The sequence below is a fragment of the Corynebacterium sp. 401_CJEI genome, assembly GCF_001076435.1.
Taxonomy (GTDB): Bacteria; Actinomycetota; Actinomycetes; order Mycobacteriales; family Mycobacteriaceae; genus Corynebacterium; species Corynebacterium jeikeium_D.
Map to the genome: position 1 here is coordinate 15,370 of NZ_JVIP01000024.1, position 25,675 is coordinate 41,044.

The window sequence follows — 25,675 nt, forward strand, 5'->3', positions numbered from 1 at the left end:
ACGTGCCTATTGCATGGCTGTCCGGGGATAGCGGTATTCTAACAAGCATGCCCCCTCCTGCTGAGTCCAGTGATTTCAGACAGTTGGGCACGCCGGAAGCGATTGTGAGTATTCTGCGTGCCCAGCACATAACTTCGCCTACCGCCGTGCAGGTGGCGACTTTGCCAGATGCTTTCGCTGGCAAGGACGTTCTCGCACAGGCCCCCACAGGCTCGGGCAAAACGCTCGCATTCGGCATTCCGCTGGTCGCGTTACTCAATAACGCCTCTCCAGCGCTTCCCGGTTACCCGCGCGCGCTCATTATTTCGCCAACGCGCGAACTCGCAGATCAGATTGCTGATGTCCTGGCTGACATCGGTGCCGCTGCAGGTCTGCGTGTCTTGAGCTTGGTCGGCGGTGACTCCGTGGCCAAGCAGCAGACTCTGCTCGCGGCACCAGTCGATATCGCTGTGGTCACACCGGGTCGCGCACACGATTTGCGCCGCCGCGGTCTCCTCAGCCTTGAGCACGTCCTCGCTGTTGTCGTTGACGAAGCGGACATGCTCGCTGACATGGGCTTTCTGCCCGATGTTCTGGGCCTGGTCCGTGCGTGCCCGAAGTCGGCACAGCGCATGGTTTTTTCCGCCACGATTAACGACGACGCCGCGGGGCTTATTCGCGATCGTCGCGCAAGTAGCACTGAAGTTGCGAAGCACAAGGTCACTGCCTCCCGGTTGACCATGCGCAATATGCGGCATCTGTTACTTCGGGTGGAGGACAACAACGAAGCCGACGAAGTGGTCGCCTGGATTGCCTCCCGCAAGGATCAGTGCGTCATCTTCGCCAACTCTAAGGCGCGTGTCGTGCAGCTGGCTAAGTTTCTACAGTTCTATGACATCAAGTTAGGTTTCCTCCACGGCGATCGTGGCCAGGCAACTCGCCGCGCGGTCCTCAAGGCCTTTGCCGAGGGTGAAATCAATGTCCTCGTCACCACGGATGTGGCCGCTCGTGGCATTGATATCGATGCTCTTGACTTGGTTGTGCACGCGGATCCGCCAAGGGATTCCGCGACGTATATTCACCGCTCTGGTCGGACGGCTCGTGCAGGTGCTTCCGGCACGGTAGCGATGATTGTGCGTGACCGCCAGGTTGATCAGGCCCGCGAGCTGCTGGCAGGGGCCGGCGTTGAAGCTGAAGAGCTGCGCGCCGCTCCGGGACTGCCGCGATTTGTCAAGGAACTGGGCGCACGGCGTCCGCGCCGGGCTCGTCAAGATCAGAGCCAATCGGCAGGCGGTGCTGGTGGTGCCGGTTACCGCGGGCGCGGCGGTTCGTCGGCAAGCGGAAAGAATCGTGCTGGCGGTCGCGTACACCGCCCCAAGCGAGGGAAAAAGAAGAAGAGATAATCAGTGGATATTGTTCTCAATATTGTCGCGGTTGTCGGCTTTATCGCGCTAACCGCTGGCACCGGCCTCTTTGTGGCGTTTGAATTCGCGCTGACGGGACTGGAGCGGTCTACGATTGACGCCGACCGCGCCCGTTCAGCGGATGCACCTGCTGAGGCCGTTCACAAGGCGCATAATCGACTGTCCTTCCACCTCTCCGGTGCACAGCTGGGCATTACGTTGACGACACTGGCAACTGGTTTCCTCGCGGAACCGGTGCTGGCGCAGTACTTCACGCCGATGTTGCATTGGATGGGGCTCAGCGAGTCTGCAGCGGGACCGACCGCGCTGATTCTTGCGCTCATTGTGGCCACGATGTTGTCAATGGTCTATGGCGAGTTGGTGCCAAAGAATGTCGCGATTACAGAGCCGTTGGCAGTAGCGCGAGTTACGGCTCGTCCGGTGATGGCGTTTAACTGGGTGTTCCATTACTTCATCCATTCGCTGAATGCCACGGCGAACTGGCTGGTGCGCAAGCTCGGTATTGAACCGGCGGATGAGTTGGCTTCGGCGCGTTCCCCGCAGGAGCTGGAAGCACTGGTACGTAATTCTGCGGAGCAGGGTGCATTGGATGAGTCGAAGGCCGCTGTACTCGAGTCGTCGTTACGCTTTGGCGAAACGACGGCGGAGGACCTAATGACGCCGCGGTCGACGATTACTTCCCTCGATGTCGATGACACGGCGCTGGATCTGCTGGCTGTCGCTATCGAATCGGGGCATTCCCGCTTCCCCATTACTGACGGGGACCTCGATGCCACTGTCGGTGTTGTCCACGTCAAGGACGCATTTGCGGTGCCTGCGGCGAAGCGCTCAACCACCACTATGCGGGAGATTGCACGGCCTGTGCCGACGCTGCCGCAGTCGCTGGACGGCGATGCCGTGCTGGAGGCCGTGCGTTCGGCCGGCTCGCAGATTGCGCTGGTCGCCGATGAGTACGGCGGCATCGCCGGCATTGTCACCATCGAGGATGTCGTCGAGGAAATTCTTGGCGAGGTCTGGGATGAGTACGACGACAAGGAGTCCGAGCAGGAAGTCAAACGCGCGATCGAAGGCTGGAACTGCTCTGGCCTTGTGCGTACCGACGAGCTGCCGACCAAGGTCGGATACTTCGCCCCAGAAGGTAGCTTCGAAACGCTCGGTGGATTGATTATGTTTGCGCTCGGTCGCATCCCGGAGGTCGGTGACGTCGTCCTGCTGCCAGAGACCGAACGCGATTTCATGGACGAGTTCGAATCGGGTATCGCCGGACGCTGGTACGCCCGCATTCTGGCGATGGATGACCGCCGCGTGGACCGTGCAATTTTGATTCCTGTGACCAACGAACGCGCTAAGGAGATGTTCAACCTATGAGTGACTGGTTTGGAATCCTCCTGACTTTCTTCTTGTTGTTGGTCAACGCGTTTTTCGTGGGCGCGGAGTTCTCACTTATTGCTGCGCGCCGTGACCGTTTGGAAGCGCTGCTGGCTCAGGGAAAGAAGCGCGCACGCACAGTTATCAATGCTTCTGAGCACCTGTCGATGATGCTCGCCGCCGCACAGCTGGGCATCACCATTGCCTCGCTACTGCTGGGTAAGGTCTCTGAGCCGGCGCTGGCACATCTGCTGGAAGCTCCCTTCCAGGCGATGGGTATTCCGGAGTCGCTGCTGCACCCGCTGAGCTTTGCCATCGCATTGATGCTGGTGTCAGTGCTGCACATCATGCTCGGTGAGATGGTGCCGAAGAATATCGCGCTGGCAGGACCGGAAACGATGGCCATGCTGCTTATTCCGGTTCATATGGTCTTCTACCGTCTGACCAAGCCGCTGTTGCTGCTGTTTAACTGGATGGCTCGCCATACGCTTAAGCTGTTCGGCATTGAGCAGCGCGATGAGCTCGACACCACTGTCGATTCCACTGAGTTGGCATCGATGATTGCGGAGTCTCGTCAAGAGGGGCTCCTTGACAGCGAGGAGCACGTCCGCCTTCGTCGCACACTGGCTTCGGCCACGCGCACCATTGAGGAGGTACTGATTCCGCACGAGCAGATTCGGCGCCTCCCCACCGCACCGACTGTGGGCGATCTAGAGACGGCGGTCACCGAAACTGGTTTCTCCCGGTTCCCCGTCGCTGCGGCCAACAATGAGCCCAACGAGTACCGCGGCTATGTTCACGTGAAAGATGTCCTCGACCGCGTCATGGATCCTGCCTCCGGCCCAGAGACAGCCATCCCCGATGACGAGATTCGCCCGATGATCGAGATTCCGATCGATGCCACGCTGGATGAGGGATTGCGCATCATGCGCCGCTACAGCGCCCACATGGCAGTGGCTGTACGCGCTCGCATGCCAAAGCCGCACCTGCGCGCAAACGCCCCGGCAAGCATCGCTCCGAAGACCGGTGCTTTCTCCGGCGCGGAGCAGATCGGCATCGTGGCTCTGGAGGACCTCATCGAGGAGCAGGTCGGTGTCGTGCGCGACTGGACCCACGAGGTCTCCCCGCGTCGCAGCGGTGCGCCAAAGCAGCACTCGACCGTGAACCAGCCCCGGACCCGACCGGGCAGCACGCAGGGACGCCAGCAGTGACGCCTACGCCCGATTCGTCTTTCGATTGGCGTGAAGCCAAAGCAAGGCATATCGCCCGCGTCGATGTCCTGACCCGCGACCACCTGTCCCGTCGCAGTCGCGGCCAGCGCCACCCGGTCTGGGACTTCATCTTCGAGTACTACCCCGTTAAACCCGGCCAACTCCGCCGCTGGTCACCGGGCATCGGCGTAGATCTTCCCGGTGCGACGGCCAAGGACATCAGTCACCTGAAGTTCTTTACCCTCGACACGGACGACACTACCGATAGCCCTGCCTGCAAGGAGCCCACCGATACCGCCTCGGGGACGGCGCGTATGGATGTTTCGGCGTACGTCGATAAGCGAGGTAAGACGGTGGCGTACATCGGCCATCTGTTGCGTTCGACGCGCGCGAATCCGGCGCACTTTGACTGCTTTGGCCTGCATGAATGGGCGATGGTGTATCGCCAGCCGGAGCATCGTCATCCGGAGCCACTGCGGCTGGGTCAGGCAGGCACGGACGAGGTCGTCGAGGCCCACACGGTTCGATGTACGCACTTCGACGCCTTCCGTTTCTTCACGCCCGACGCCGTGCCGCTCAACGAGTTTGCCCCGACGCGCGAGACACAGCCGCACTGTGAGCAGATGGGGTGTCTGCACGCCAACATGGACTTGTATAAATGGGCGACCAAGCTCGGCGAGGCGGTCCCCGGCGACCTGTGGCTGGATACTTTCGAGCTCGCGTGCAGTGCCCGTGAGTTGGATATGCGCGCCGCTCCCTACGATCTGCGGGATTGGGGTTTTGCGCCTATTCGCATCGAAACTCCCGAAGGCAAGGCCGAGTACGTCCGCCGCCAGCGTGAGCTCAGCGCGCGTGCCGATGTTCTGCGCGGCCGTCTTCTCGAAGTGGTAGATGTCGCATTGTCCACGCAGTAAAGTTGACAGGAGTTACGTGCGCGTTTGTGCTTTACGACGAGGTCTGCTGCGAGTCGACAGTGCCGAGCACACTCAGCATAGAAAGGGCTAGAACGACATGGGACGACACGCCTCGGGTGAGAACAACTATCGAGTGGCTAAGGGGCCTTTTATTGCCGTCTTGGTCGTAATTGTTCTGGTCGCTGCGGTTTTTGCCTGGGTTAATCTGCGCAAGAGCAACGATTCGTCGATTGATGCTGACCGTGCACGGTGCACGAAGGGTGACCTGACGCTGGTGGTGACCGCCGATCCTGCTGCGGTGGGCTCGGCACAGAAGCTTGTGCAGGACTACGGCGAGTCGAATCCCGTGGTGAGGGACTTCTGTGTGCGGCCACAGATTACGGTGGCGGGCTCGCAGGAGGTTGTGAACGCCCTGACTAAGGCTGGTGGCACTGAAGCTGGTGAGGGAGCTCCGGAGGACCCCGCTGCGGGTGAAGCCGGTACTGGAATTATGACTCCGGGAGTCTGGATTCCCGCCGATATCTCTTTCGTAGACCGGGCGAAGAACTCAGACAAGGTCAAGGTCAACAACCCCAAGACGTGGTTGCCGCCGATTGCCAGCGGCGTGGCCTTCACAACCAATCGTGCTGACCAGCTGAACAACGCCACCTGGGAAGAGCTTGCAGGATTGCGCGTAGCCGCCCCCGGTGGCTCCGACGCGGCACTGTCGGCCGTGATTAGTGCTCGACTTGGCGGTGGCCCGGACGTCGCTCGCGAACGCGCGGGCTTGGGTGAGGTCTACACCTCCAATACTCTGCTGACCATGCTCAGCCAGAGTGTCGCTGACTTCGACGGCGTGGCCGCGACCCAGCCCATGCTGCAGATGGCCGGCGAGGGGCTGAAGCTGGTCTCCCCTGCGGATGCACCCCAGTTGCACGCGCCAGTTGTCACCTTTGGCTCCGGCGGCAAGATCGACGAGAACACGGCTCGTGCGGCCGAGGACTTCCGAAACTTCGCAGCAGATCACGGCGCCGACGGCGAAGCTGCTGAGAGCACTTTCAGCCCTGAAGTAGCAGAGAACTTTGGAGTGCTCTCGCAGATTCAGACGGATTCTTTTGCGCTGCCGCCAGCACTGGAGCAGCCGGACGCGCAACAGCCCGCAACTGCGGTGGGTTCGGCGCTCCTGCTCGCTGACACCTCCGAGGGCGTCGATGTTGGGGCGCTGTCTACGGCACTTTCCGGCGCTATCGATGCGGCACCTGGTGGCCGCTACGGCCTGTGGACATTCGCACCTGAGGTGAACCGCCTCGCGGAACTTCCCGCGCCCGATGACGAGGCCAACAACGGCGCGGACGCCGTAAAGGGGTCACTGGCCGAACTTCCGGCTGGTGGTGAGGCACAGTTCTGGCCAGCGCTTATCGATGCCTACCAGGCCGCCCGCGACACCTACTCCCCTGACAAGCCGAACCGTCTCGTCGTGCTCACCTCTGGTCGCGATGCCTCGGGCGCCGATGCCGCCGAGTCTGTCGAGAGGATTAAGGAACTCATTAGCCCGGACCGCCCGGTAACGATTGAGGTCATCGTGCTTCCCGACGGCGACAGCTCCAGCCCCGAGCTGCAGGAAGTGGCAAATATGACCACTGGCTCTCTGCGCATTGCGGCTGACTACGGCGATGGCCTGGCCTCTCAGTTGGCTGCGGCTATCGGTACGGAGTAAGTAGAAAAAACCGCCTCCATCTGGTCCAACCTCGGGAGAGGAAAAACGGAACCAGTTGTGGAAGGCGGTTTTCGTTTAGTTTGTTTCGGCTATTTGAACGGAGGCCATAGCAGCGACGCCGCTGTCCAGCCGTATCGTTGGCGGTTACCGTATCTGTTGGCGGTTAGGAGATGCGGCGGCGACGACGCTCAGCCAGCTCGTCGATGCCAGTACCTGGGTTCTCCTGAGTACCGTCAATACGCTCGGACGGGAAGGAGGCGATGGTGCCAGTCAGTTCCTTCATAATGCCCGGGACAGCAATGCCGAACACTCCCTGGCCACCGTTGAGCAGGTCGATGACCTCTTCATTGGAGCGGCACTGGTAGACGGTGCGACCGTCGGAAACCAGCGTGATGGTAGCCAGGTCATCGACGCCGAGGTCGCGCAGGCGATCGACAGCCAGACGGATATTCTGCAGGGAAATACCGGTGTCCAGCAGACCGCGAACAATCTTCAAAACGAGGATGTCGCGGAAGGAGTACAGACGCTGGGTACCCGAGCCCTTAGCGGTACGGATAGAAGGCTCCACCAGCTTGGTGCGTGCCCAGTAGTCCAGCTGGCGGTAAGAAATGCCCGCTACCTGACATGCGATAGGAACGCGGTAGCCAACCTGCTCGTCCGGTCCCATGTCGAACAGGGATTCCTGAACCGCGCGCGGCTCTTGCGAGTCAGACGCACGGAGCTCATTGTCGCCAAAGAGCGAACCGCTGTTGTCGTCGACCATATAAATTCTCCCGAGGTAGTTTCACTGCCGTTATTTATCTTTCGCCAAGGTTAATCGGCTGTCAATACATCACAGGACGACACGCCGAATCTCTAAACCTAAAGTTAAGGTTTAGAGTTTGGAGTCACAGTTTCCCCAGCTCAAGCACGACCCGGGAGCAAAACCGCAGGACGGGATGAAACTATAACTTACGAAAAGTTACCCCTTTTATGGGGTCATTCAGCGACACGCCGGAGGAAATAAGCGTCACAACTACCTCAAAAGTAACCGGTTATTCACTCCAGTCACACGTTTAACGGTCGCCATCGGAAGCTGAATCGGCGCCACCGTCGGCTTCACCATCAGACTTCTTGTCCTCCGCATCACCATGCGGCTCGGCGAAGTAGTCAGCATCAATACTGTCGAGAAATTCAGCAAACTCCGACACCGATGCCTCGACAGAGTCGGTCTCCGTATCGTCGGTAAGCGAACCGCCATTGGTAGCGACAAGACGCGCCGACACCGACGTGGCGTCGAGCACATCGCGCGCAACATACAGCGGGACCTCAAGCTCGCTGGCGATAAGGATTAGGTCGGAGGGGCGCATATCAATCTCTGCGCCACCTTCGAGCACCAGGCTGGCGATGAAAACGCCCTCGTGCACGCCCGTAATCTGGCCGCGCAGGGCGCTCTGCCCCACCATGTCCAGCGTATCGACGAAGACCTCATGCATGCCTGGGCGACGCTGCGTAGCGCCGGTCTCACGGGCGGAGTACTCCGTCGCCGTCGCCAAATCAATCCAAATCGGGATAATCCGGTTAGTCTCTTCGGCATGCAGGAGCAGTACCGGATCGTCCTCAGGAGGATGCGCCATCCAGTCTAGAAACTTGACTTCTACGAGTTTTTCGTCCATAACAGCGATAATTGTAGCGAGCCGCTATTCACGCGCGACTACTGACTACTTCCCCAGATCTTTGTTGACCTGGCGCTTGACCAACGTGCCGTGCAGCGTGACCATCAGCGCGGTCATCTCACGGCCCATCTCCACAGCCTTCTGCTTGCCACTAGCCGCACGCGACTTACTCAGCGGACTAGCTGCCAGCGACACCAAATCAGCCTCACGGGTCGCAGCGGTACGCACAGTTTTGAGGTGGCGGGCATCCAGGCCGAACTCAGCCAGCTTGACTGCCGTCTCAGTGATGAGCAGGTCATCGCCGTCGAACATGTTCAGCGTATCCGGAGTAATCAGGCCGACGCGGACCAGCTCAGTGATGAACTTCTCGCTAGCGCCGGTGCGCTCTGCCAGCTCCGCCTGCGTCAGCGAGACCACTGCAGCTTCGCGGAACTGATCCGCCGTCACCAGTGGAGTAACCGAAGCCAGACCGTCGCCGCCAGCGTTGCCCGCATCAATTTCGTCGAGCTGCTCTTTAATAACCTTCAGCGGCAAGTAGTTATCGCGCTGAACGGTCAGAATGTAGCGCAGACGGTCAATGTCCGCTTGGCTGTAGCGACGATAGCCCGAGGAACTACGCGACGGGCACAGCAGCCCTTCCGACTCGAGAAAACGAATTTTGGACAGCGTTACATCAGGGAACTCAACCTTGACTTCCTTCAGCACAGCACCGATGGTCTTCTTCTTGCCCACCGAGCGTGCTTGCTTCGCAGTGCTTTCTGACGAAGCCGGCTGCGAAACCGCTGATTTGTGTACTGCTGCCACTGGTCTTTTCCGAGCCTTTACAAAAATAAGGGAGGGTTAATGCCGACAGACGTCGACACTAACCGATGTCGAATTAGTTACCGATAAGGAATACGAGGCGGAACTTACCGACCTGGACCTCGTCACCATTAGCCAGAACCGCGGAGTTCTTCGGCTCGCGGTTAACGTAGGTGCCGTTCAGCGATCCCACGTCGACAACCTCGTAAGAGTCACCGTTCTTGCGGAACTCTGCGTGGCGACGGGAAACAGTCACGTCATCGAGGAAAATGTCGCTTTCCGGGTGACGACCAGCGGTGGTGACTGCCTGATCGAGCAGGAAACGCGAACCCGCGTTTGGCCCCCGCTTGACGACCAAGAGTGCCGAGCCTGCCGGAAGTCCTTCAACACCGGAGACCGTGGAGTCCGTGTTAGAGCTGGACTCCATCTCCTTCAGCAAATCTGCACGGAAGACCGAGGTGGTCTCGACCGATGCCTCTGGCTGGCCGCTATTGCTAGTCATATCTTTCCCTCCGGGATAACCTTGGGCGATTTACTCGTTACTTTTTAGATAATAGCGCCCCAACCGATTTCATGTTGTTATCTAATCCCAACCATGTTGTGACGCAGCTCACCGACAGGGTATGTACAACATGATTGATATGCGTAAATACCGACATCGGAGAGCTTTCTCCGTGGGTGTACCTAGGCCGGTCACTTGAGAAATATTTTCAAATTGTTACCAAACCTGTGGTTACGACTTACCTAAACATCGCTGCAATTGAACCGACGACCGAGCCACCACCATTGCTCAATGGGTTGTCGTTGACCATGTACGTCCACGTCGAGCTCGGGCGGGCAAGTCCCGTGTCCTCCAGATGCGCGCCATCGCTATCGATTTCGACCTCCTGGAAGGTCTGCACTGAGTCGGTCACAGCATTGTTGACCAGGTTTTTAAAGGCTCCGATGGCGGCGCGGTGGAACTCATCAATGGGGCTTTCCTTAGCCAGCGCGCGCAGGTGAATCGACTCCCGCAGGTCGTCCAGATCCGCCAGGTGGTCCGACCACCCGCGATCCAGGTGGCTCAGCATAATTTCCCGGGCAGCGTCCTCGGCGACGTCGCGCCCAACTGCGGCTTCCACTTCCTTCGCTCGCGCCGATGCCAGCTTGGACAGTTCTTCCCAGGCAGCATTCGTAGTCAGCAGTTTCTCCCGGCGCTCATCCAGAATCTCGCGCTGGTCGCCGATGAGCTTGTTGTACTTCCATGTCGTCGCATGAATCGACAGCATGGTCGCCTCTGTCACCCGCTGCGCGCGGTCGATGAACTGGTAGGCCCTCTTATCGCGAACGCGTCCATCGTCCTCAGGCAGCACGCTCAGTGTTTCGCCGGCAGCACCTTCGGAAATCACCGGGTCATCCAGGGAGACAAAGAACACCGACGAGCCTGGATCGCCCTGGCGCCCGGCACGGCCACGCAACTGGTTGTCCAGTCGGTCAGTGCGGTGCTTGCCCAGACCAATGACGCATAGGCCACCGCGCTCGACCACCGCATCGCGGTTGGATTCGTCTGCCCCTCCGAGGCGGATGTCGGTACCGCGGCCGGCCATCTGGGTGGACACCGTGACGCGGCCAATATCGCCAGCACCCGCGATGACTTGGGCCTCCAGCTCGTCATTTTTCGCGTTCAGTACCGAGGATTCGATGCCGCGCAGGACTAGCGCATCGGCCAGTCGTTCCGATTCGGCCACGTCACGGGTGCCTACGAGTATTGGTCGACCAGTGCCGTTGAGTTCCACGACCTCGTCGACAAGCGCGGCGAACGCGTCGTCGGTGGTGGCGTAGATGCGGTCGGGCTCGTCGTCACGAATGCATGGGACGTTGGGTTCGATGACGGAGACGTGGAGTCCGTAGAACTCGCGGAACTGGTCGCCCGCGGAGGTGGCGGTGCCGGTCATGCCGCAGGTGATGTCGTAGCGGCCGACGAGCTGCTGGATGGTCATGGAGTCGAGGATTCGGCCGCCCTCCGAGACCTGCAGCCCCTCCTTGGCCTCTACCGCTGCTTGCAGACCGTCCGGCCAGCGCTGCAGTTCCGCCACGCGTCCCTTCGAAGCGTCGATGAGCTGGACCTTGCCGTCGCGCACGATGTAGTCGACATCGCGCTGCAGCAGCTCGTGGGCGTGCAGTGCAACGTTGACCTGAACCAGAGTGGTGCCGACGTGCTCGGCGTCGTACAGTGAGCCGATGCCAAGCAGCCGTTCGACGCGTGCGGCGCCGGTATCGGTGAGGAAGACGTTGCGACGACCTTCGTCGACGGTGTAGTCGTCGCCGAGCTGCAGGCGACGCACCACGTCGGTAATCTGACCGGTCGGTGCGGTGCCCGGCTCATTGCCGGCAAGCACGAGCGGGACTAGCGCTTCATCCACCAGCACGGAGTCGGCCTCGTCGATGATCGCGACATCAGCGGGCGACTGCACGCGGTCTTCGATGGCCGGCGCGCAGCGGTCGCGCAGAACGTCGAAGCCGAGTTCGTTGACGGCGGCGTAGACGATGTCTGCCGCATATGCTTTACGACGCTCCCCCGGTCCCTCCTGCGGCGAAATAGCCGCCACCGAGAGCCCTAGGAACCCGAACAGCGGTTGCATCCACTGCGCGTCGCGGCCTGCGAGGTAGTCGTTGACGGTCACAGAGTGCACGCGGTGGCCACGCAGCGCGAAACCGGCTGCAGCCAGGGCGCCGGAGAGAGTCTTGCCCTCACCGGTGGCCATCTGGACAACGTCTCCCTCCATGAGCGCCAGTGCGCCTTGCAGCTGCACATCGAAGGGGCGCATGGACAGGGTGCGCTGGGAGACTTCGCGGAGCGCGGCTAAAAGCTCCGGTGCGTCGGTGGCGTGTTGGCGGGTGAAGTCGGCGAGGTCGGCGTCGGAAAGCGCCTGTACCTGCGGCTCGAGCTCAGCGGCGTGTGCCACCAGCCCTACGCTGCGTTTTTGGTTGCGCCCTTGCTTGCCGCTAAGAGCCTTCCAAAACCAATTAAACCCAGCCATCTTCTACCCTTCCTGCGCGCGTGTGGTTGTCGGCGCGTTCTGACTCACCAGAGTAATCAATCTGGGCCGGCCTTCGGAGTGTCAATCGCTGCCAGCGAATTTGCACCATATGTCTTTAGTCACATCTTGAGTTTGAAACAATGGGTTTAACACTTGATGCGAGCAATTTTCGGAAGGACTTGAATCCCCTATGGCAATCGAATTCATCCCCACCGCTGACCTGGTTGACGAGATCGGCCCGGACGTGCGTTCCTGCGATACTCAGATGCGTAACCTCGGCGGTCGCGTGGAGTTCTGCGGCAAGATCTCCACGGTCAAGTGTTTCCAGGACAACGCGCTGCTGAAGAAGGTCCTCTCCGAACCGTCGGAGGGTGGCGTGCTTGTCATCGACGGTGACGCTTCTGTGCACACGGCGCTGGTCGGTGACGTTATTGCGGGGCTCGGCAAGGACAATGGCTGGGCTGGTGTGGTCGTCAACGGCGCGATTCGCGACTCCAAGCTGATTGGCGAGATGGACTTCGGCTGCAAGGCGCTTGGCACCAACCCGCGCAAGTCCACCAAGACCGGTGAGGGCGAGCGCGACGTCGTTGTCTCCTTCGGCGGCATTGACTTCGTTCCGGGCGAGACGCTCTACGCTGACTCCGACGGTATTGTCGTGCGCTAGTGCGCTTGTGAGCTATGGGCAAACAAAAAGCCTTAAGCAATAGCCGTAAACAAAACCGCCGCCTCCCGGAATCTTCCAGAAGACGGCGGCTATTTTTGTCGGGCTGACCGGATTTGAACCGACGACCCCCTCACCCCCAGTGAGGTGCGCTACCAAACTGCGCTACAGCCCGTGTGCACGAAAGTGCAACGAGCTATAGGTTACATCATTGGAGTTTGAAGGCGAAAATCGCCCCTGGCACCTTCCCTGGCTACCGCATTACTGCAGGTAGATGGTCACAGGCGTGGATGTCTCCGCCATCTGTCCCTCCGGCGGATCGATCGAGGCAACCTTACCCATGATCGCGGCCACAGAGTTGGTCGGATTGCCCTCGGCGTCGACGACAGTCACATTCTGGTAGCCGTTGGTACGCAATTCCACCTCAACCGATGCCGGACTCTTGCCCACCACGCCCTGCGGGATGGTGCCCCAACCGCTGCTGCGCTCACCGGGGCCGGGGATAGCTGGCGGCGACTCGCGAAGTTGGTCGAGCTCCTGCTCGAGGCGCTCACGGGTGTCGTTAATCGTGCCCGACGGGTCCAAGCGATCGGTGGGACTTGTCGTGGTTTCTTCCGGCGAGGTTGTCGTCGGCGTCGGGCTTGACGACGTCTCCTGCGTCGGCACCGCCGTATTGTCGTTTTTGTCCTCGGTTCCGGAAGTAAAGGACAAAACCAGGGCTACCAGCGCGACTACGGCCACCATGGCGGCGATGGCCACGATGGCGACAGGCTTGCCCCAGCCCTTCTTGGAGTCATCATTGCCACTGTTGCCACGGTTATTACCGCGGTTGTTGCCGTTATTCATGTCGCCGTAACCGCCTGCGCCGCCTGCGGAGTACTGCTGGGTTGCACCTGCCTGCTGGCCCGCCTGACCATAGCCGCGTTCTTCTTCAGAAAGCGGAGCCCAGTACTGGCCGCTACCCTGTGCACCTGCTCCTTGCGCCCCGGCGCCGGCCCCGGCACCTCGCGAGTTCTCAAAACGTGTTTCATCGCCGCGCTGCAGGAATTGTGTCTCAGAGGAGTCGCCGCCGAAGTATTCGGTCGGCTGCTCACCCGCGAAGTCGGCATCCGGGTTGTATCCGCGGTATCCCTCGTCCCGCGGAATGTAGCGAGTCGCGGAGTCATCGCCGTACGAGCTTGAGGAATCGCGTCCGTAGCTGTTGTCTCGGCCATCGTGCTGAGAGCCGTCACGGTTATTGCCGCGCCTGACCATTGTCAGTTCTCCTTATCGCTAATTTCCTAAAAAACCAAAATGCCAACGAAAAGCCCAAAATGCAATTGCCTAAATCACATTTTGGGCTTTTCTCAGCTCGCCACGCGCAACTGGCGGAGCTTCCTAGCGGCGCTTCTTCTTCTCGCGGACACGCACCGCGATGCGCACCGGCGACCCCTCGAAACCGAACTCTTCACGCAGCTTGCGCTCCAGGAAGCGACGGTAGCCATGCTCCAGGAACCCAGTTGTGAACAGCACAATTACCGGCGGGCGCGAGGATGCCTGGGTGGCAAACAGCACGCGCGGCTGGCGGCCACCACGCAGCGGTGGCGGGTTCTGCTGCATGATCGCACGCAACCAAGTGTTCAGGCGACCAGTAGAGATGCGCTTATCCCACGACTCCACGGCCTCCAACATTGCCGGTTCCAGCTTCTGCACAGCGCGACCAGTCTTGGCGGAGATGTTCACCCGACGAGCCCACGGCACGTGTGCTAGCTGCTCTTCAATTTCGCGCTCGAGCAGATCGCGGCGGTCCTCATCCATGAGGTCCCACTTGTTGTAGGCGACCACAAGTGCGCGACCAGAGTCGAGAATCATGCGCAGCACGCGCTGGTCCTGCTCGGTAATCTGCTCGGAGGCATCGACCAGGAAAATCACGACCTCGGCGTTGTCAATCGTCGAACGAGTACGCAGCGAGGCGTAGAACTCGTGGCCCTTGGCGGTCTTGGTCTTCTTGCGAATACCAGCGGTATCGACGAAGCGCCACAGCGCCTCGTCCATCTGCACCAGCGAGTCCACCGGGTCAACCGTGGTACCGGCCACGTCGCTGACCACTGCGCGATCTTCACCGGAGAGCTTGTTCAGCAGCGAAGACTTGCCCACATTCGGCTTGCCCACCAGCGCCACGCGGCGCGGCCCGGTCGGCAGCGACTTCGCACGCGGCACCTCCGGGAAGGAGGACACCACTTCGTCCATTACGTCGGCATTGCCACGACCGTGAAGGGCCGAGGTTGGGTGCGGCTCGCCGAGCCCGAGGGCCCAGAACTCCGCGACGTCGCCAAGCTGCGAATCCGACTCAAACTTGTTGGCGGCGAGAATAACCGGCTGCTCCGCGCGCTGCAGGCGGCGGGCCATGACCTCTTCCGTGGCGGTGATGCCGACGGTGGTGTCGACGACCATGACAATCACATCGGCGGTCTCCATGGCGGTCTCCGCCTGACGAGCAATCGCCGCATGCATGCCCTTGGCGTCCGGGTCCCAGCCGCCGGTATCCTGCACCCAGAAGCGACGTCCGCCCCATTCCCCCAGGTAGGAGATGCGGTCGCGGGTCACGCCCGGGAAGTCTTCGACAACTGCTTCACGACGGCCAATGAACCTGTTAACCATGGTGGACTTACCAACATTCGGTCGTCCCACAATGGCCACGGTCGGAAGAGCTTCTTCCTCCTCGTCGCTCACGCCAAGCGCTGCGAAGGCGTTTTCCAATTCTTCCCAGTCGGCATCGTCATCGATCTGGCCGGTTTCGGCGCGCTCGATGGCTTCGGAGATGATCGTCTCGTGGTCAGCGATTGTGCGGTCGATGAACTCGTCTGCGCTGGTGTGGCTGCCTGCGGTGCCCGGCGCGTTTTCGCTCTCCACGTTTGCGACCAGGTGTCCGGCGGTGTCGTCCTCGGAGTCGTCGTAAGAGCCCTCGAACTCCTCGTTGTCGACATCGTCCCAGTCCATAGTGGACCCCGGGTAGCCGGCCTCAACGACATCGAGGACGTTTTCCACGACCTCTTCAATGTCCATCTCAGAGGTGTCCAGAATGAACGCGTCCTCGGCTGGCTTCAGCGGAGAGGTCGCACGGTTGCTGTCGAGTTCGTCGCGGCGGATGACGTCGGCAAGCACGGTGTCGAAGTCAGCCTCACGACCAGCAGCGATGTCCTGGTCGTAGCGGCGGCGAGCGCGGACCTCTGCGGAGGCGGTCATGAAGATCTTCGCCGGAACGTCCGGGAGCACGACCGTGCCGATATCGCGGCCTTCCACCACACAGCGCACAGCCGATGCGGCCAGCGAACGCTGGAGTGCGACCAGGTTGGTGCGCACGGCCGGAATCGCGGAGACCGCCGACACGTTGCGGGTGACCTCCGGGCCGCGAATCTCGCCGGAAACATCCTCGCCGTCGAGGAGGACCGCAGTGGAGTTCGGGTCATCGGAGACTTCCAGTGGCAGGGCGGCCGTCGCCTTGGCCACGGCTTCCTCATCAGTCGGGTCGATACCCTGGCGCAGCACCCACAGGGTGGCCACGCGGTACATTGCGCCGGTGTCCAAGTACTTTGCACCCAGCTCGGTTGCGACCATCCGGGAGACAGTCGACTTGCCAGTGCCGGAAGGGCCGTCAATGGCAACCAACAGCATGTCGTCAGTGTTCTGCTCGCTCATGTGGGCTCCTTCAGCTCCTTGGTTCTCTTCGTTCTTTTTCACTAGTGCCATTTACAGCCCCACCGCGTTGTAGAGGGAGGTCAGCTCAGCCCGGTTGAGTGCGCGGAGAGCGCCCGGGGTCTGCTCGCCCAGCTGGACAGTGTGAATCTTAGTGCGCACCAGGCGCTCGACCGGGAAGCCCGCAGTCTTGAGCATCCGGCGGACGATGTGCTTGCGGCCCTCGTGCAGCTCGATGCGGACGATGGAGCGGCCCTGCCAGACATCGATGATCTGCGCCATGTCCGCCTTAGCGATGCCGTCATCAAGCTCAATGCCCTTTTCCAGCTCACGCATGACCTTGGCATCGACCTCGCCGACAACGGTGGCCATGTAGGTCTTGGTGACCTCGTAGCTCGGGTGCATCAGGCGGTTGGCCAGCTCACCATCGTTGGTGAGCAGCAGCAGGCCCTCGGTGGGCGCATCCAGGCGACCCACGTGGAAGAGTCGCTGACCAGCGCTGATCTTCTCACCGATGATGTCGCCCACACACGGGCGGCCCATGTCATCGTGCATGGTCGACTGCACACCACGCGGCTTGTTCAGGACGAAGTACTGCATGTCCTCATTGACGATGACGCGGGAACCATCAACGCGAATCACAGACGTGTTCGGGTCCACCCGCACGCCCTGCCGCGTCACAATCTTGCCGTCGACCTCGACGCGGCCTTCGTCGATAAGCTTTTCCGCCATACGACGCGACGCCACGCCTGCCTGTGCCAATACCTTCTGCAGGCGCACGCCCTCGCCTGCTTCGCTGTGCACGCGCTTGCCCGAGCCGCGGCGGTTGTCGTCCACATGCTGGTGGCGCGCCGGGCGAGCGTTGGATACGTAGATGTCCTTCGCGTGGACGTTGGAGGTCTCCATCTTCGCGCCGCTGTCGCGACGGCTGCGGTTGCGCTGGGCGTTAGTGGAGCCGCGGTTGGATTGATTCTTACGGTTCTTGTGTGCCGGTGTGCCTTCTCGGCGAGCGGGTTTAGCCACTTGACCTACATCCTTTTCAAGCGTTGGAGAATGTTCTGTTTGTTAGAACGTCAGCGCCAGGCGACGCTGTTCTCTCCCCCGTGGGCCCAAAATTGGCCGGTGGAAGCAGGTTAATAAAGAGAATTACAGAGAAAGCCTCGCGCCTTGTCGTCTAGTCACCTTAGCACGTTTCTAGTAAAGCGCCAGCTTAACGACGTCCTGCGCGGCCCCTACTCCGAGGCGCCGCCAGAGTGCCCCTTAAAGCACTGCGGCTCCCCTACAGCACTGCGGCCCACTCTCGCACGCCCGGCAGCCACTGCGTAGCTTTCGCCACAAACTCCTGCCGGTCCAGCGCGCCCGCTCCCGCCTGCACCGACCCCAGCAGCGGCACCCCGGTGATGCGCGGCAGTTCCTCCAGGTTCGTCTCAATGATCGGGTCGACCTCCGCCGGCAACGAACCGCCCACCAGCGCCGTGACATTAACCCCACGGCCCCGCGCCACCTCGACGGTGAGCTCCGCCTCGTTCAGGCAACCCAGGTCCAACCGCGTCACGACCACCATCTGACTACCCGGCAGCAACACCGCCAGCTCCGGCAGCGCCCAGTCCTCGCCGAGTCGCACCAGCAAGCCGCCCGCGCCCTCCACGAGGACAACGCGGTTCGGCCCGTCGATAAGCTTGATTTTCTCCGCGATTTCCGTAGCCTCCGGCAGGCGCATGCCCGCGCGCTGAGCCGCCGCCACCGGCGCCATCGGCTCGGGGTAACGCTCGAAACCATGCAGGTTGTCAATCCCCGTCAGCTCCGCGACAGTGTCCAAATCACCGCCATTTGGGCCCGGAAAACCGGTCTGAATTGGCTTGACGACGTGCACCTCCTTGCCTTCCTCGCGAAGTGCCGCCGCCAGGGCTGCCGTGCCGATGGTCTTTCCAATATCGGTACCGGTGCCTGTGACAAGGACGATGCTCATGGTGGTTGATGCTCCTTTTTGGTTGCGCTACTTGCGTTTTTCCTCCGCGGCGACGATGGCGGCGATGGCCTCACAGATGCGATCGACCTCGTCATTGGTGCTGATATACGGCGGCATGGTGTACACCAACTTGCCGAATGGCCGCAGCCACACCCCAGCATCGACAGCTGCTGCGGTGGCCAGCCCCATGTCCACCGGGCGCTGCATCTCCACAACCCCGATTGCACCAAGGACACGCACGTCGGCCACGGCATCGCTGCTGGCTAGGGGTTGGAGCTGGTTGCGGAGTCGGGACTCGATGCGCGGGACATCCTCACGCCACTGCCCCTCTGCAATCAGGTCGAGCTGCGCGCAGGCCACGGCACAGGCCAACGGGTTGCCCATGAAGGTCGGGCCGTGCATGATGCCTCCGCCTGCGCCACTGGAAATGGTGCGAGCCACGTCGGCGGTGGTGAGGGTGGCTGCGAAGCTCATAAAGCCGCCGGTCAGCGCCTTGCCGACACACATAATATCCGGCACAATCCCGGCCGCCTGCGTCGTGAACAGGTCACCGGCCCGGCCGAAGCCGGTGGCGATCTCATCCGCGATGAGCAGAATCCCGTGCTTGTCACACAGCTTCCGGAGCCCCACAAGCAGCTCGTGGTCATGGAACCGCATGCCACCAGCGCCTTGGACCACCGGTTCAATGATGATGCCGGCGACGGAGTCGTCGATAAGCGAATCGAAGTACGCGAGATAGCGTGCTCGTTCCTCCTCGGTTGCGCCGCGGGCGGGCGGTTTGTCGGCGAAGACCTGCGGAGTCCACTGCCCCGTCCACAGCGAATGCATGCCGCCCTCAGGGTCGCAGACGGTCATGGGCGCGCGAGTGTCGCCGTGATAGCCGCCACGCCAAGTGGCCAGGCGGGTGCGCTCGGGATGGCCTTTGGCCTGCTGATACTGCAACGCCATTTTGATCGCCACCTCGACAGAGACCGAACCCGAGTCCGAGTAAAAAATGGCATCGAAGCCGGGGCCTGCGAGCTTTAGGAGCTTCTCCGCCAGCTCAATGGCCGGACGGTGCGTGAGTCCGCCGAACATGACATGCGACATCGTGGTGGCCTGCTTCTTCGCGGCTGCGACCAGCTTCGGGTGCGAGTGGCCGTGACAGGCGGCCCACCAGCTGCTCATGCCGTCGATGAGGGTGCGGCCGTCGGCGAGGTGGAGGTTCACGCCCTCGGCGGACTCGACCAGCTTGGGCGCGACCGGCGACGGGATGGGGCCGTATGGGTGCCAGATGTGGTCGGCGTCGAATTGGGCGAGGTCGGCGATGGTTGGCGGGGTGTGTGGTTGGGCGGGTGGTTGGGCGGGCGGCGGGGTGTGCGGCTGGGCGGTTTCCGAGGCTGTCATGATACTCAAGCATAATACCTGTACAGCGCCAGACTTGAACGCCGTTCGGGGTTGGTGGTGGAGCTTCTCGCAAGGATTACAGACAGTCTCAGCGACTTTACGACACCCATGTCACCTCGTGGCAGCTGTGGAGGTGGCATGAGGTGACACCTGTGTCGTGAAGTGAGGTTGGGGTGGCCCGATGAGCCAGCCAGCTAGTACAGCCGCCCCGCCTGGCTCCACACTCGTCGGCGACGCATGGCCAACTCGGCCGCCTTACCTGTGATTGTGATGGGCTGCCGCGCGAAGGCGTAGTTTCCGCGATAGCAACTGCCACCATTTGCCAGGTGACGTCGGATTTCTGCGGCCGCTTGCCGCAAGGTGGCTACGGCGGTGCCGTCGAAAAGCTGTGACCAGACGATCCGGATGACATTCAGTCCAAGATTCTTCAGGCGCTTTTCGCGCTCCAGCTCCTTTGCGATTGCCACCTGCGTGTCCGCGACCCCGCCATCGGTGTATTTCATACGGCCGTCGAACTCGACGACCAGCCCAAGTTCGGGCAGGTAAAAGTCCACGCGTGCGATGAAGCCACGATCATCCCGAAAGGAAACCTGCTGAAGCAACGGAGCCCGAGAATCGTCGACAGCAGCTAGCCCCGCCTGGACGATTGCTTCTTTAGTGAGCGATTCCCCAATGCTTTCCGACGACGCTGTCGCTTGCCCCAACAATCTCCTGGCCTGTGCATTTCCCGGAGCACGCGGATATGCAGCCAACGTGGCCAACAGCTCCTCGGTGTCGGTGTGGCGCTGGAGGGCGGCGTCGGCAAGCACTAGTGCATTGTGCGGGGTGCGGGAACGGCAGACGTCGATGACGGACTTTGGGACATCGGTGACGAGGCGGCCATCGATTTCTACGATGTCCTCGGGGAGAATCCGGCCGGAGACGCGGATGAGGCGTTTGTGCGGCTGGTACGGGCCATTCGGTGTGCTTCGCGATTGCCCGCGCCTGCGGCCGGAGTTGGCTATCGCGATGGGAGTGTTGTGTGTGAGCAGAGGTAAACCGTGGAGAGCAGCGGCGGCATCGCGGGTGACTACGGTGGTGGTGCCGCGATGGACGAGCGCTTTGATTTCCAGGATGTAACGTTCGGTGCTGTTTAGGGTGAGCCACCTGTCGACCGGCACGTACGCGCCGTGTGCGAGCCACAGGAGGCTGCCGCTTTTGGCTCGCTGGCGGAGATCTCGGTCGGAGTGCTGGCCGATTCGGGAAATTGCGAATGTGCTGGGGCGGGCGCATTCGCGCTGCTGGCCGGTACGGATGATGTCGTCGGCGTCGTAGATCCACTGCGGCATCGGATTGCGCTCCTGAGGTCCCTGCAACTGCTGGTTGGTGGGTGGCGGGGTGTGAGTGTTTGTGGGTTTGTGTGTTTGTGAGTGTTTGCGAGTGTTGGTGAGTGCTACGTTCTCATTTTTGGGCTCACACGGAGGCTCAGAAGGCGTCAATTTGGCGTCGACTGTGGATAGTTTGCAGTTTTCGGGAGTTATCCACAGGGCGTGTGGTGGGTGTGTGGTGGGTATGGTGGGTACAAAGGCTCGCAGTGAGCTGAGGCGAGCAGCAAACCCAGCCCGAAATGCGACTTCACGACACCCATGTCACCTCGTGGCAGCTGTGGAGGTGGCATGAGGTGACACGCGTGTCGTGAAGTGGGTTAGCCGATGGTGCGAGCCCCGCGGCCCAGCTAGGCCCCCTGTCCAACCGCCCCAGAACCCCACCTAGTCCAACGGCTCGTCGATCAAGTCGACCTCAGGCAGCAGCGGAGCCAAATCAGGCAGCTGGTCCAGCGAATCAATCCCCAAAAGCTCCAGGAACAGCGTCGTCGTAACGTACAAATGCGCGCCGGTTGCCGGGTCCTCTCCGGATTCCGCAATCAGACCGCGCGCGACCAGCGTGCGCATCACACCATCAACATTGACACCACGCACACCGGAGACCTGCGCACGCGTGGCGGGCTGTCGGTAAGCCACCACTGCCAGCGTCTCCATAGCTGCCCGTGAGAGCTTCGACTGCGAGCCATCCAGCAAGAATCGCTCCACCGCGCTAGCGTGCGCGGGAGCCGTGTAGAAGCGCCAGCCCTCATCCGTTTCACGCAACTCAATGCCGCTGCGACGTGCACGGTATTCGTACTCGATCTCGCGAAGCACGTCACGGACATCGCTTGCGGAAACGTCCAGCGCCCGCGCCATATCCTCCGCCGCCACCGGCGTATCGACTACCAGCAGAATCGATTCCACGCCTGCTCGCAACGGGTCAATGGGCGGCAACTGCGCCGAAGAAGCAGACGCAGACTCCGTGGCCTGCTCGGATGGTGCGGAACTGGTTTCGCTCATGCGCGTCAGATTACGCAACCTCCCGCGCCGGGCGCTAATTGGCCGGGCGCTAATCAGCTGTTAGCACCAGCCCGACCAAGCCCACGCCCAACAGCCAAGTCCCAACCAAGCCCACGCCCAACAGCCAGCCCAGCCACCTACTCCCAGTTCGCCGCCGCCACGACGGCCGGGTCCACGTCCAGCCCGGTCCAGGCCACGTGGATTTCCTCCAGCGCCTCCTCCTGCTCCACACCGATCGCCTTGGCTCGGTAGAGCTCCAGCAGCGCCAGGAACCGTCCGACAACTTCCATGGACACGCGGCACTCCGAGGTCAGCTGCGTAAACGTCAGCCAGGTCCCCTCGCCTGCCAGCCGCAGCGAGTCGAGGATTTTGCCCGCCTGCTCCGGCACGGACACGGGCACACCGTGAATGTGCCCGACACCGACTTCCTCCGGCGGCTTCGGCCGCATCACGACGGCCGCAAACTCGGCAAACTCCCCGAGCGTCATGCCCAGGCGCACGGGCGGCAGCAGCTCCTCGAACTGCTTGTCCGGCCCCACAGCTCGCGGATAGCGCCGCGGCGCGGTCTTCTGCCACTCCTCGAATTGGTCGGCTACCTTGCCATACGCCTGGTATTGCAGCAGTCGGGCGAACAGCAGGTCGCGTGCTTCTAGCAGTTCGAGGTCTTCTTCGCTGTCGACGTCGCCACGCGGCAGAAGTCGTGCGGTCTTGAGGTCGAGCAGCGTCGCTGCCACGACGAGGAATTCGGTGATTTCGTCGAGATCGCTGACTGCGTCGAGGCTGCGCGTGTACGAGATGAACTCGTCCGTCACCGCCGCCAGCGCGACCTCGGTGACGTCCATCTTTTTGCTGCTGATGAGCTGCAGCAGCAGGTCGAAAGGCCCGTTGAAGTTCGCGAGCGCGACGCGGAAGCCGGTGATCTCTTCCTGCACGCCCTCGCTTGACGACGGTTCGGGAGTGTAACTATCCGGGGAAGTCACCTATTATTTGCGGCCTTTGCGCTCGATGACCTCGCGGGCCAGGTTGCGGTACTGCGCCGCAGCTGGGGTGTTCGGTGCCCAGGTGGTGATGGGCTCGCCTGCGACGGAGGTTTCCGGGAAGCGGACGGTACGGGTGATGACCGTGTCGAAGACCTTGTCACCGAAGACCTCGATGAGGCGTTCCATGACTTCCTTGGCGTGGCGCGTGCGGCGGTCGAACATAGTGACCAGGATGCCGGAGACTTCCAGGTTGAAGTTCAGGCGGTCGCGGACCTTGGCCACCGTGTCGGTGAGCAGTGCCAGACCGCGCAGGGAGAAGTACTCCGCCACCATTGGGATGATGACGCCCTCGGAGATGGTCAGCGCATTGACGGTCAGCAGGCCCAGCGACGGCTGGCAGTCAATGATGATGAAGTCGTAGTCATTCATCACTGGACGCAGCGCGCGTCCGAGGGCCTGCTCGCGGCCGACTTCGTTGACAAGCTGAATCTCCGCAGCCGACAGGTCAATGTTGGCCGGGACAAGGTCCAGGCCGGAGACCTTGGTGTGATGAATGGCATCGCGGACATCGGTGGTGTCGTCGACGATGAGGTTGTAGACCGTCAGGTCGAGTTCCTCATGGGGAACACCGAGACCGGCGGATAGTGCGCCTTGCGGGTCCAAGTCAACGAGCAGGACTTTACGACCGAACTCTGCCAGCGCCGCACCCAGGTTAATGGTCGAGGTGGTCTTACCCACGCCGCCCTTCTGGTTACACATTGCCAGGATGACTGCGGGGCCGTGACTGTTCAGGGGTGCGGGTTCCGGCAGCTCACGTGCCGGACGACCGGTGAGACCGAGTTCAACTCGATCGGCCTCAAACAACCCTTCTTCAGCCACAGTCAATCCCTCTTCCTTGAAGATTTCTCATCAATTCTACTGCGCGATATATTACCGCCACATATTACCGCGAGTATTCAGCCCGTGGGTGAGCCCCCGCCCAGACTCGTCGCATATTCTCCGCGGTAATCATGGTGTAAATCTGAGTCGTCGTCACCGAGGCGTGCCCCAGCAGCTCTTGGACAACGCGCACATCAGCACCGCCTTCGATGAGGTGTGTGCCGAAACTGTGGCGCAGGGTGTGCGGGGAAATCTTCACCTTCAGCCCGGCGCGCTCACCCAGCTCCGCCAGTGTATTTCCTGCCGATTGCCGAGACAGTCTGCGCCCCAGCGAGTTGATAAACAGTGCCGGCCCAGAGTTTGCCCGCACCCAGCTCGGCCGGCCGCGTGTCAGCCACGCATCCAGCGCCGCCATGGCCGGCGATCCCACGGGCACGATGCGTTCCTTGCCGCCCTTGCCACGCAGCAGCACCAGGTTGGTTTCGCGGTCCACGTCATCGATATCCAGGCCGGTGACCTCGGAAACGCGCGCACCGGTCGAGTACAGAAACTCCACCAGTGCACGGTTGCGCAAATCCGTCACTTCGGCGGTGTCGTCGTTGGGGATGGACTCGATTAGCCGGGTGACCTCATCAATGCTGAGCGCCTTCGGATACCGCGAGGGCTGCTTCGGCGGCGCCACCCGCTTGGCGACATCCACATCCAACGCGCCCTCACCCACCGCAAACTTATGGAAGCTCCGCACGGCCGACAGCGACCGCGTCACCGAGGTCGGGGCCAGCGCCGGCCTGCCCGCCGACTTGTCTCCCCGCGCGAGATACGCCAGGAACTCCGTCACATCCTGCTCGGTGACCTGCGCCAATTCCACTCGCCCAATCTCCCGCAGATAGGTGCGGTACTTCTCTAAGTCGCGCTTATAACTGGCGAGCGTATTCGCTGACAGGCCCTTTTCCACCGCGAGGTAGGTCACGAAGGCGTCGACAAGCGGATCGATCGAACTCATCGGATACGTTTCAGGTCCGCGCCGGCGCCGAGCTGCTCCGTCCGGCGCTTCGCCAGAGCCGTCGGCCGAATCTCGAACGGCTCCGCGACCGAGCGCGGCGTCGCACCCCGCAGCAGCACCTCCGCCGCGAGCAGAATGCCGGACAGCGCGATGCCGTTGAGGACCTCTCCGCGCAGCGCCATCGCCACCGCCTCATCCACCGGAACCCACGACGCAGTCATGTCCGCTTCCTCATCGTGGGCTTCCGGCTTATCGACGGCACGGAGCCCCCTGGCCAGGTAGATCCGAACCGCTTCCTCTGCGAAGCCGGGTGAGCTGAACATATCGGTAAGCAGGGACCAGGACTCAGCCTCCAGTCCGGCTTCCTCGACCAGCTCCCGCTTAGCGGCCTCCAACGGGTCTTCGTCCGCAACGTCGAGAAGCCCGGCGGGCAACTCCACCAGGCGCTGACCCGCCGCCTGTCGCCACTGATTGAGCAGGTAGAGGCGATTATCCTCATCTGCGGCAACGACTGCAACAGCGCCGAAATGCTCCACGATCTCGCGGGCGGAAATATTCCCACCCGGCATTCGCACCTGGTCGCGGCGGACCGCGAGAATAGGTGCCTCGAGAACAATCTCGGAATCAACAACGTCAAATTCGTGCGCCATGAGTTTCACTCTAATAGGTAGGGCGGATTCGACCTCGCGAA

Annotated in this window: 22 protein-coding genes and 1 tRNA gene; 6 read left to right on the forward strand and 17 right to left on the reverse strand. The window is 61.6% G+C overall.

Going from position 1 to position 25,675, the window contains the following annotated elements:
- The first annotated feature begins 152 nt into the window (after positions 1-152).
- From ADM64_RS06240 to ADM64_RS06260, 5 genes are all read left to right on the forward strand, one after another.
- The gene (locus ADM64_RS06240) at positions 153-1,382 is read left to right on the forward strand and encodes a DEAD/DEAH box helicase (protein ID WP_241486344.1); all 1,230 of its coding nucleotides are present in this window, start codon (positions 153-155) and stop codon (positions 1,380-1,382) included.
- Positions 1,383-1,385: 3 nt separating this feature from the next.
- On the forward strand, positions 1,386-2,771 hold the full coding sequence (locus ADM64_RS06245) for a hemolysin family protein (protein WP_016422831.1): 1,386 nt from the start codon (positions 1,386-1,388) through the stop codon (positions 2,769-2,771).
- Positions 2,768-3,982 carry a hemolysin family protein gene (locus ADM64_RS06250; protein ID WP_049193547.1) on the forward strand — a complete coding sequence of 405 codons (1,215 nt, stop codon included), beginning with the start codon at positions 2,768-2,770 and terminating at the stop codon, positions 3,980-3,982. Before ADM64_RS06245 ends, ADM64_RS06250 begins: the two co-directional genes overlap by 4 nt.
- Positions 3,979-4,896, forward strand: coding sequence for a hypothetical protein (locus ADM64_RS06255; protein WP_049193549.1), 918 nt, complete (start codon positions 3,979-3,981; stop codon positions 4,894-4,896). Before ADM64_RS06250 ends, ADM64_RS06255 begins: the two co-directional genes overlap by 4 nt.
- A 97-nt stretch (positions 4,897-4,993) precedes the next feature.
- Positions 4,994-6,592: a hypothetical protein gene (locus ADM64_RS06260; protein ID WP_049193551.1), complete on the forward strand. Its 1,599-nt coding sequence runs from the start codon at positions 4,994-4,996 to the stop codon at positions 6,590-6,592.
- Positions 6,593-6,755: 163 nt separating this feature from the next.
- On the opposite strand, the gene ADM64_RS06265 is transcribed toward ADM64_RS06260, so the two are convergent.
- The 5 genes from ADM64_RS06265 to secA2 form a co-directional block, all read right to left on the reverse strand.
- A complete protein-coding gene (locus ADM64_RS06265; protein WP_172620271.1) occupies positions 6,756-7,259 on the reverse strand; it encodes a MerR family transcriptional regulator in 504 nt (167 codons plus the stop codon).
- 388 nt (positions 7,260-7,647) lie between these two features.
- Positions 7,648-8,247, reverse strand: a complete 600-nt coding sequence (locus ADM64_RS06270; protein ID WP_049193553.1) for a bifunctional nuclease family protein — start codon at positions 8,245-8,247, stop codon at positions 7,648-7,650.
- A 45-nt stretch (positions 8,248-8,292) separates the two neighbouring features.
- The gene (locus tag ADM64_RS06275) at positions 8,293-9,051 is read right to left on the reverse strand and encodes a MerR family transcriptional regulator (protein WP_038625552.1); all 759 of its coding nucleotides are present in this window, start codon (positions 9,049-9,051) and stop codon (positions 8,293-8,295) included.
- Between the two features lie 73 nt (positions 9,052-9,124).
- Positions 9,125-9,550 (reverse strand): oxoglutarate dehydrogenase inhibitor Odhl, encoded by a 426-nt coding sequence (gene odhI / locus ADM64_RS06280; RefSeq protein ID WP_038625554.1) that lies wholly within the window; start codon positions 9,548-9,550, stop codon positions 9,125-9,127.
- 238 nt (positions 9,551-9,788) lie between these two features.
- A complete protein-coding gene (gene secA2, locus ADM64_RS06285) occupies positions 9,789-12,068 on the reverse strand; it encodes an accessory Sec system translocase SecA2 (RefSeq protein WP_049193555.1) in 2,280 nt (759 codons plus the stop codon).
- A 190-nt stretch (positions 12,069-12,258) separates the two neighbouring features.
- Here secA2 and rraA point away from each other — a divergent pair, with 190 nt between their 5' ends.
- Positions 12,259-12,732 carry a ribonuclease E activity regulator RraA gene (rraA, locus tag ADM64_RS06290; protein ID WP_016422839.1) on the forward strand — a complete coding sequence of 158 codons (474 nt, stop codon included), beginning with the start codon at positions 12,259-12,261 and terminating at the stop codon, positions 12,730-12,732.
- A 98-nt stretch (positions 12,733-12,830) separates the two neighbouring features.
- Here rraA and ADM64_RS06295 read toward each other — a convergent pair.
- The 12 genes from ADM64_RS06295 to ADM64_RS06350 form a co-directional block, all read right to left on the reverse strand.
- A tRNA-Pro gene (locus ADM64_RS06295) sits at positions 12,831-12,904 on the reverse strand.
- Positions 12,905-12,990: 86 nt separating this feature from the next.
- Positions 12,991-13,983 (reverse strand): PASTA domain-containing protein, encoded by a 993-nt coding sequence (locus ADM64_RS06300; protein ID WP_049193557.1) that lies wholly within the window; start codon positions 13,981-13,983, stop codon positions 12,991-12,993.
- A 123-nt stretch (positions 13,984-14,106) separates the two neighbouring features.
- A complete protein-coding gene (gene der / locus ADM64_RS06305) occupies positions 14,107-16,407 on the reverse strand; it encodes a bifunctional cytidylate kinase/GTPase Der (RefSeq protein ID WP_049193559.1) in 2,301 nt (766 codons plus the stop codon).
- 51 nt (positions 16,408-16,458) lie between these two features.
- A complete protein-coding gene (locus ADM64_RS06310; RefSeq protein WP_049193586.1) occupies positions 16,459-17,310 on the reverse strand; it encodes a pseudouridine synthase in 852 nt (283 codons plus the stop codon).
- A 373-nt stretch (positions 17,311-17,683) separates the two neighbouring features.
- The gene (gene bioD / locus ADM64_RS06315) at positions 17,684-18,373 is read right to left on the reverse strand and encodes a dethiobiotin synthase (RefSeq protein WP_049193561.1); all 690 of its coding nucleotides are present in this window, start codon (positions 18,371-18,373) and stop codon (positions 17,684-17,686) included.
- A 27-nt stretch (positions 18,374-18,400) separates the two neighbouring features.
- Positions 18,401-19,759 carry an adenosylmethionine--8-amino-7-oxononanoate transaminase gene (locus ADM64_RS06320; protein WP_241486345.1) on the reverse strand — a complete coding sequence of 453 codons (1,359 nt, stop codon included), beginning with the start codon at positions 19,757-19,759 and terminating at the stop codon, positions 18,401-18,403.
- A 194-nt stretch (positions 19,760-19,953) separates the two neighbouring features.
- Entirely contained in the window at positions 19,954-21,087 is a 1,134-nt protein-coding gene (locus tag ADM64_RS06325) for a hypothetical protein (protein WP_049193562.1), read from the reverse strand.
- Positions 21,088-21,507: 420 nt separating this feature from the next.
- Positions 21,508-22,122 carry an SMC-Scp complex subunit ScpB gene (gene scpB, locus ADM64_RS06330; RefSeq protein WP_049193564.1) on the reverse strand — a complete coding sequence of 205 codons (615 nt, stop codon included), beginning with the start codon at positions 22,120-22,122 and terminating at the stop codon, positions 21,508-21,510.
- Positions 22,123-22,259: 137 nt separating this feature from the next.
- Positions 22,260-23,102 carry a segregation and condensation protein A gene (locus tag ADM64_RS06335; protein ID WP_172954612.1) on the reverse strand — a complete coding sequence of 281 codons (843 nt, stop codon included), beginning with the start codon at positions 23,100-23,102 and terminating at the stop codon, positions 22,260-22,262.
- Positions 23,103-23,105: 3 nt separating this feature from the next.
- Complete coding sequence (locus tag ADM64_RS06340) at positions 23,106-23,981, reverse strand: ParA family protein (protein ID WP_049189940.1); 876 nt, start codon at positions 23,979-23,981, stop codon at positions 23,106-23,108.
- A gap of 64 nt (positions 23,982-24,045) precedes the next feature.
- Entirely contained in the window at positions 24,046-24,984 is a 939-nt protein-coding gene (locus ADM64_RS06345) for a site-specific tyrosine recombinase XerD (RefSeq protein ID WP_049193566.1), read from the reverse strand.
- Complete coding sequence (locus ADM64_RS06350) at positions 24,981-25,634, reverse strand: NUDIX domain-containing protein (protein ID WP_049193568.1); 654 nt, start codon at positions 25,632-25,634, stop codon at positions 24,981-24,983. Before ADM64_RS06350 ends, ADM64_RS06345 begins: the two co-directional genes overlap by 4 nt.
- Positions 25,635-25,675: the final 41 nt, after the last annotated feature.

Coding starts and splice junctions, on each gene's coding strand:
- scpB (WP_049193564.1), bottom strand. CDS start 22,122: ATGAGCGAAACCAGTTCCGCACCATCCGAGCAGGCCACGGAGTCTGCG.
- ADM64_RS06350 (WP_049193568.1), bottom strand. CDS start 25,634: ATGGCGCACGAATTTGACGTTGTTGATTCCGAGATTGTTCTCGAGGCA.
- ADM64_RS06250 (WP_049193547.1), top strand. CDS start 2,768: ATGAGTGACTGGTTTGGAATCCTCCTGACTTTCTTCTTGTTGTTGGTC.
- ADM64_RS06260 (WP_049193551.1), top strand. CDS start 4,994: ATGGGACGACACGCCTCGGGTGAGAACAACTATCGAGTGGCTAAGGGG.
- ADM64_RS06325 (WP_049193562.1), bottom strand. CDS start 21,087: ATGCCGCAGTGGATCTACGACGCCGACGACATCATCCGTACCGGCCAG.
- rraA (WP_016422839.1), top strand. CDS start 12,259: ATGGCAATCGAATTCATCCCCACCGCTGACCTGGTTGACGAGATCGGC.
- bioD (WP_049193561.1), bottom strand. CDS start 18,373: ATGAGCATCGTCCTTGTCACAGGCACCGGTACCGATATTGGAAAGACC.
- odhI (WP_038625554.1), bottom strand. CDS start 9,550: ATGACTAGCAATAGCGGCCAGCCAGAGGCATCGGTCGAGACCACCTCG.
- secA2 (WP_049193555.1), bottom strand. CDS start 12,068: ATGGCTGGGTTTAATTGGTTTTGGAAGGCTCTTAGCGGCAAGCAAGGG.
- ADM64_RS06345 (WP_049193566.1), bottom strand. CDS start 24,984: ATGAGTTCGATCGATCCGCTTGTCGACGCCTTCGTGACCTACCTCGCG.
- ADM64_RS06310 (WP_049193586.1), bottom strand. CDS start 17,310: ATGGAGACCTCCAACGTCCACGCGAAGGACATCTACGTATCCAACGCT.
- ADM64_RS06270 (WP_049193553.1), bottom strand. CDS start 8,247: ATGGACGAAAAACTCGTAGAAGTCAAGTTTCTAGACTGGATGGCGCAT.
- ADM64_RS06265 (WP_172620271.1), bottom strand. CDS start 7,259: ATGGGACCGGACGAGCAGGTTGGCTACCGCGTTCCTATCGCATGTCAG.
- ADM64_RS06300 (WP_049193557.1), bottom strand. CDS start 13,983: ATGGTCAGGCGCGGCAATAACCGTGACGGCTCTCAGCACGATGGCCGA.
- der (WP_049193559.1), bottom strand. CDS start 16,407: ATGAGCGAGCAGAACACTGACGACATGCTGTTGGTTGCCATTGACGGC.
- ADM64_RS06320 (WP_241486345.1), bottom strand. CDS start 19,759: ATGACAGCCTCGGAAACCGCCCAGCCGCACACCCCGCCGCCCGCCCAA.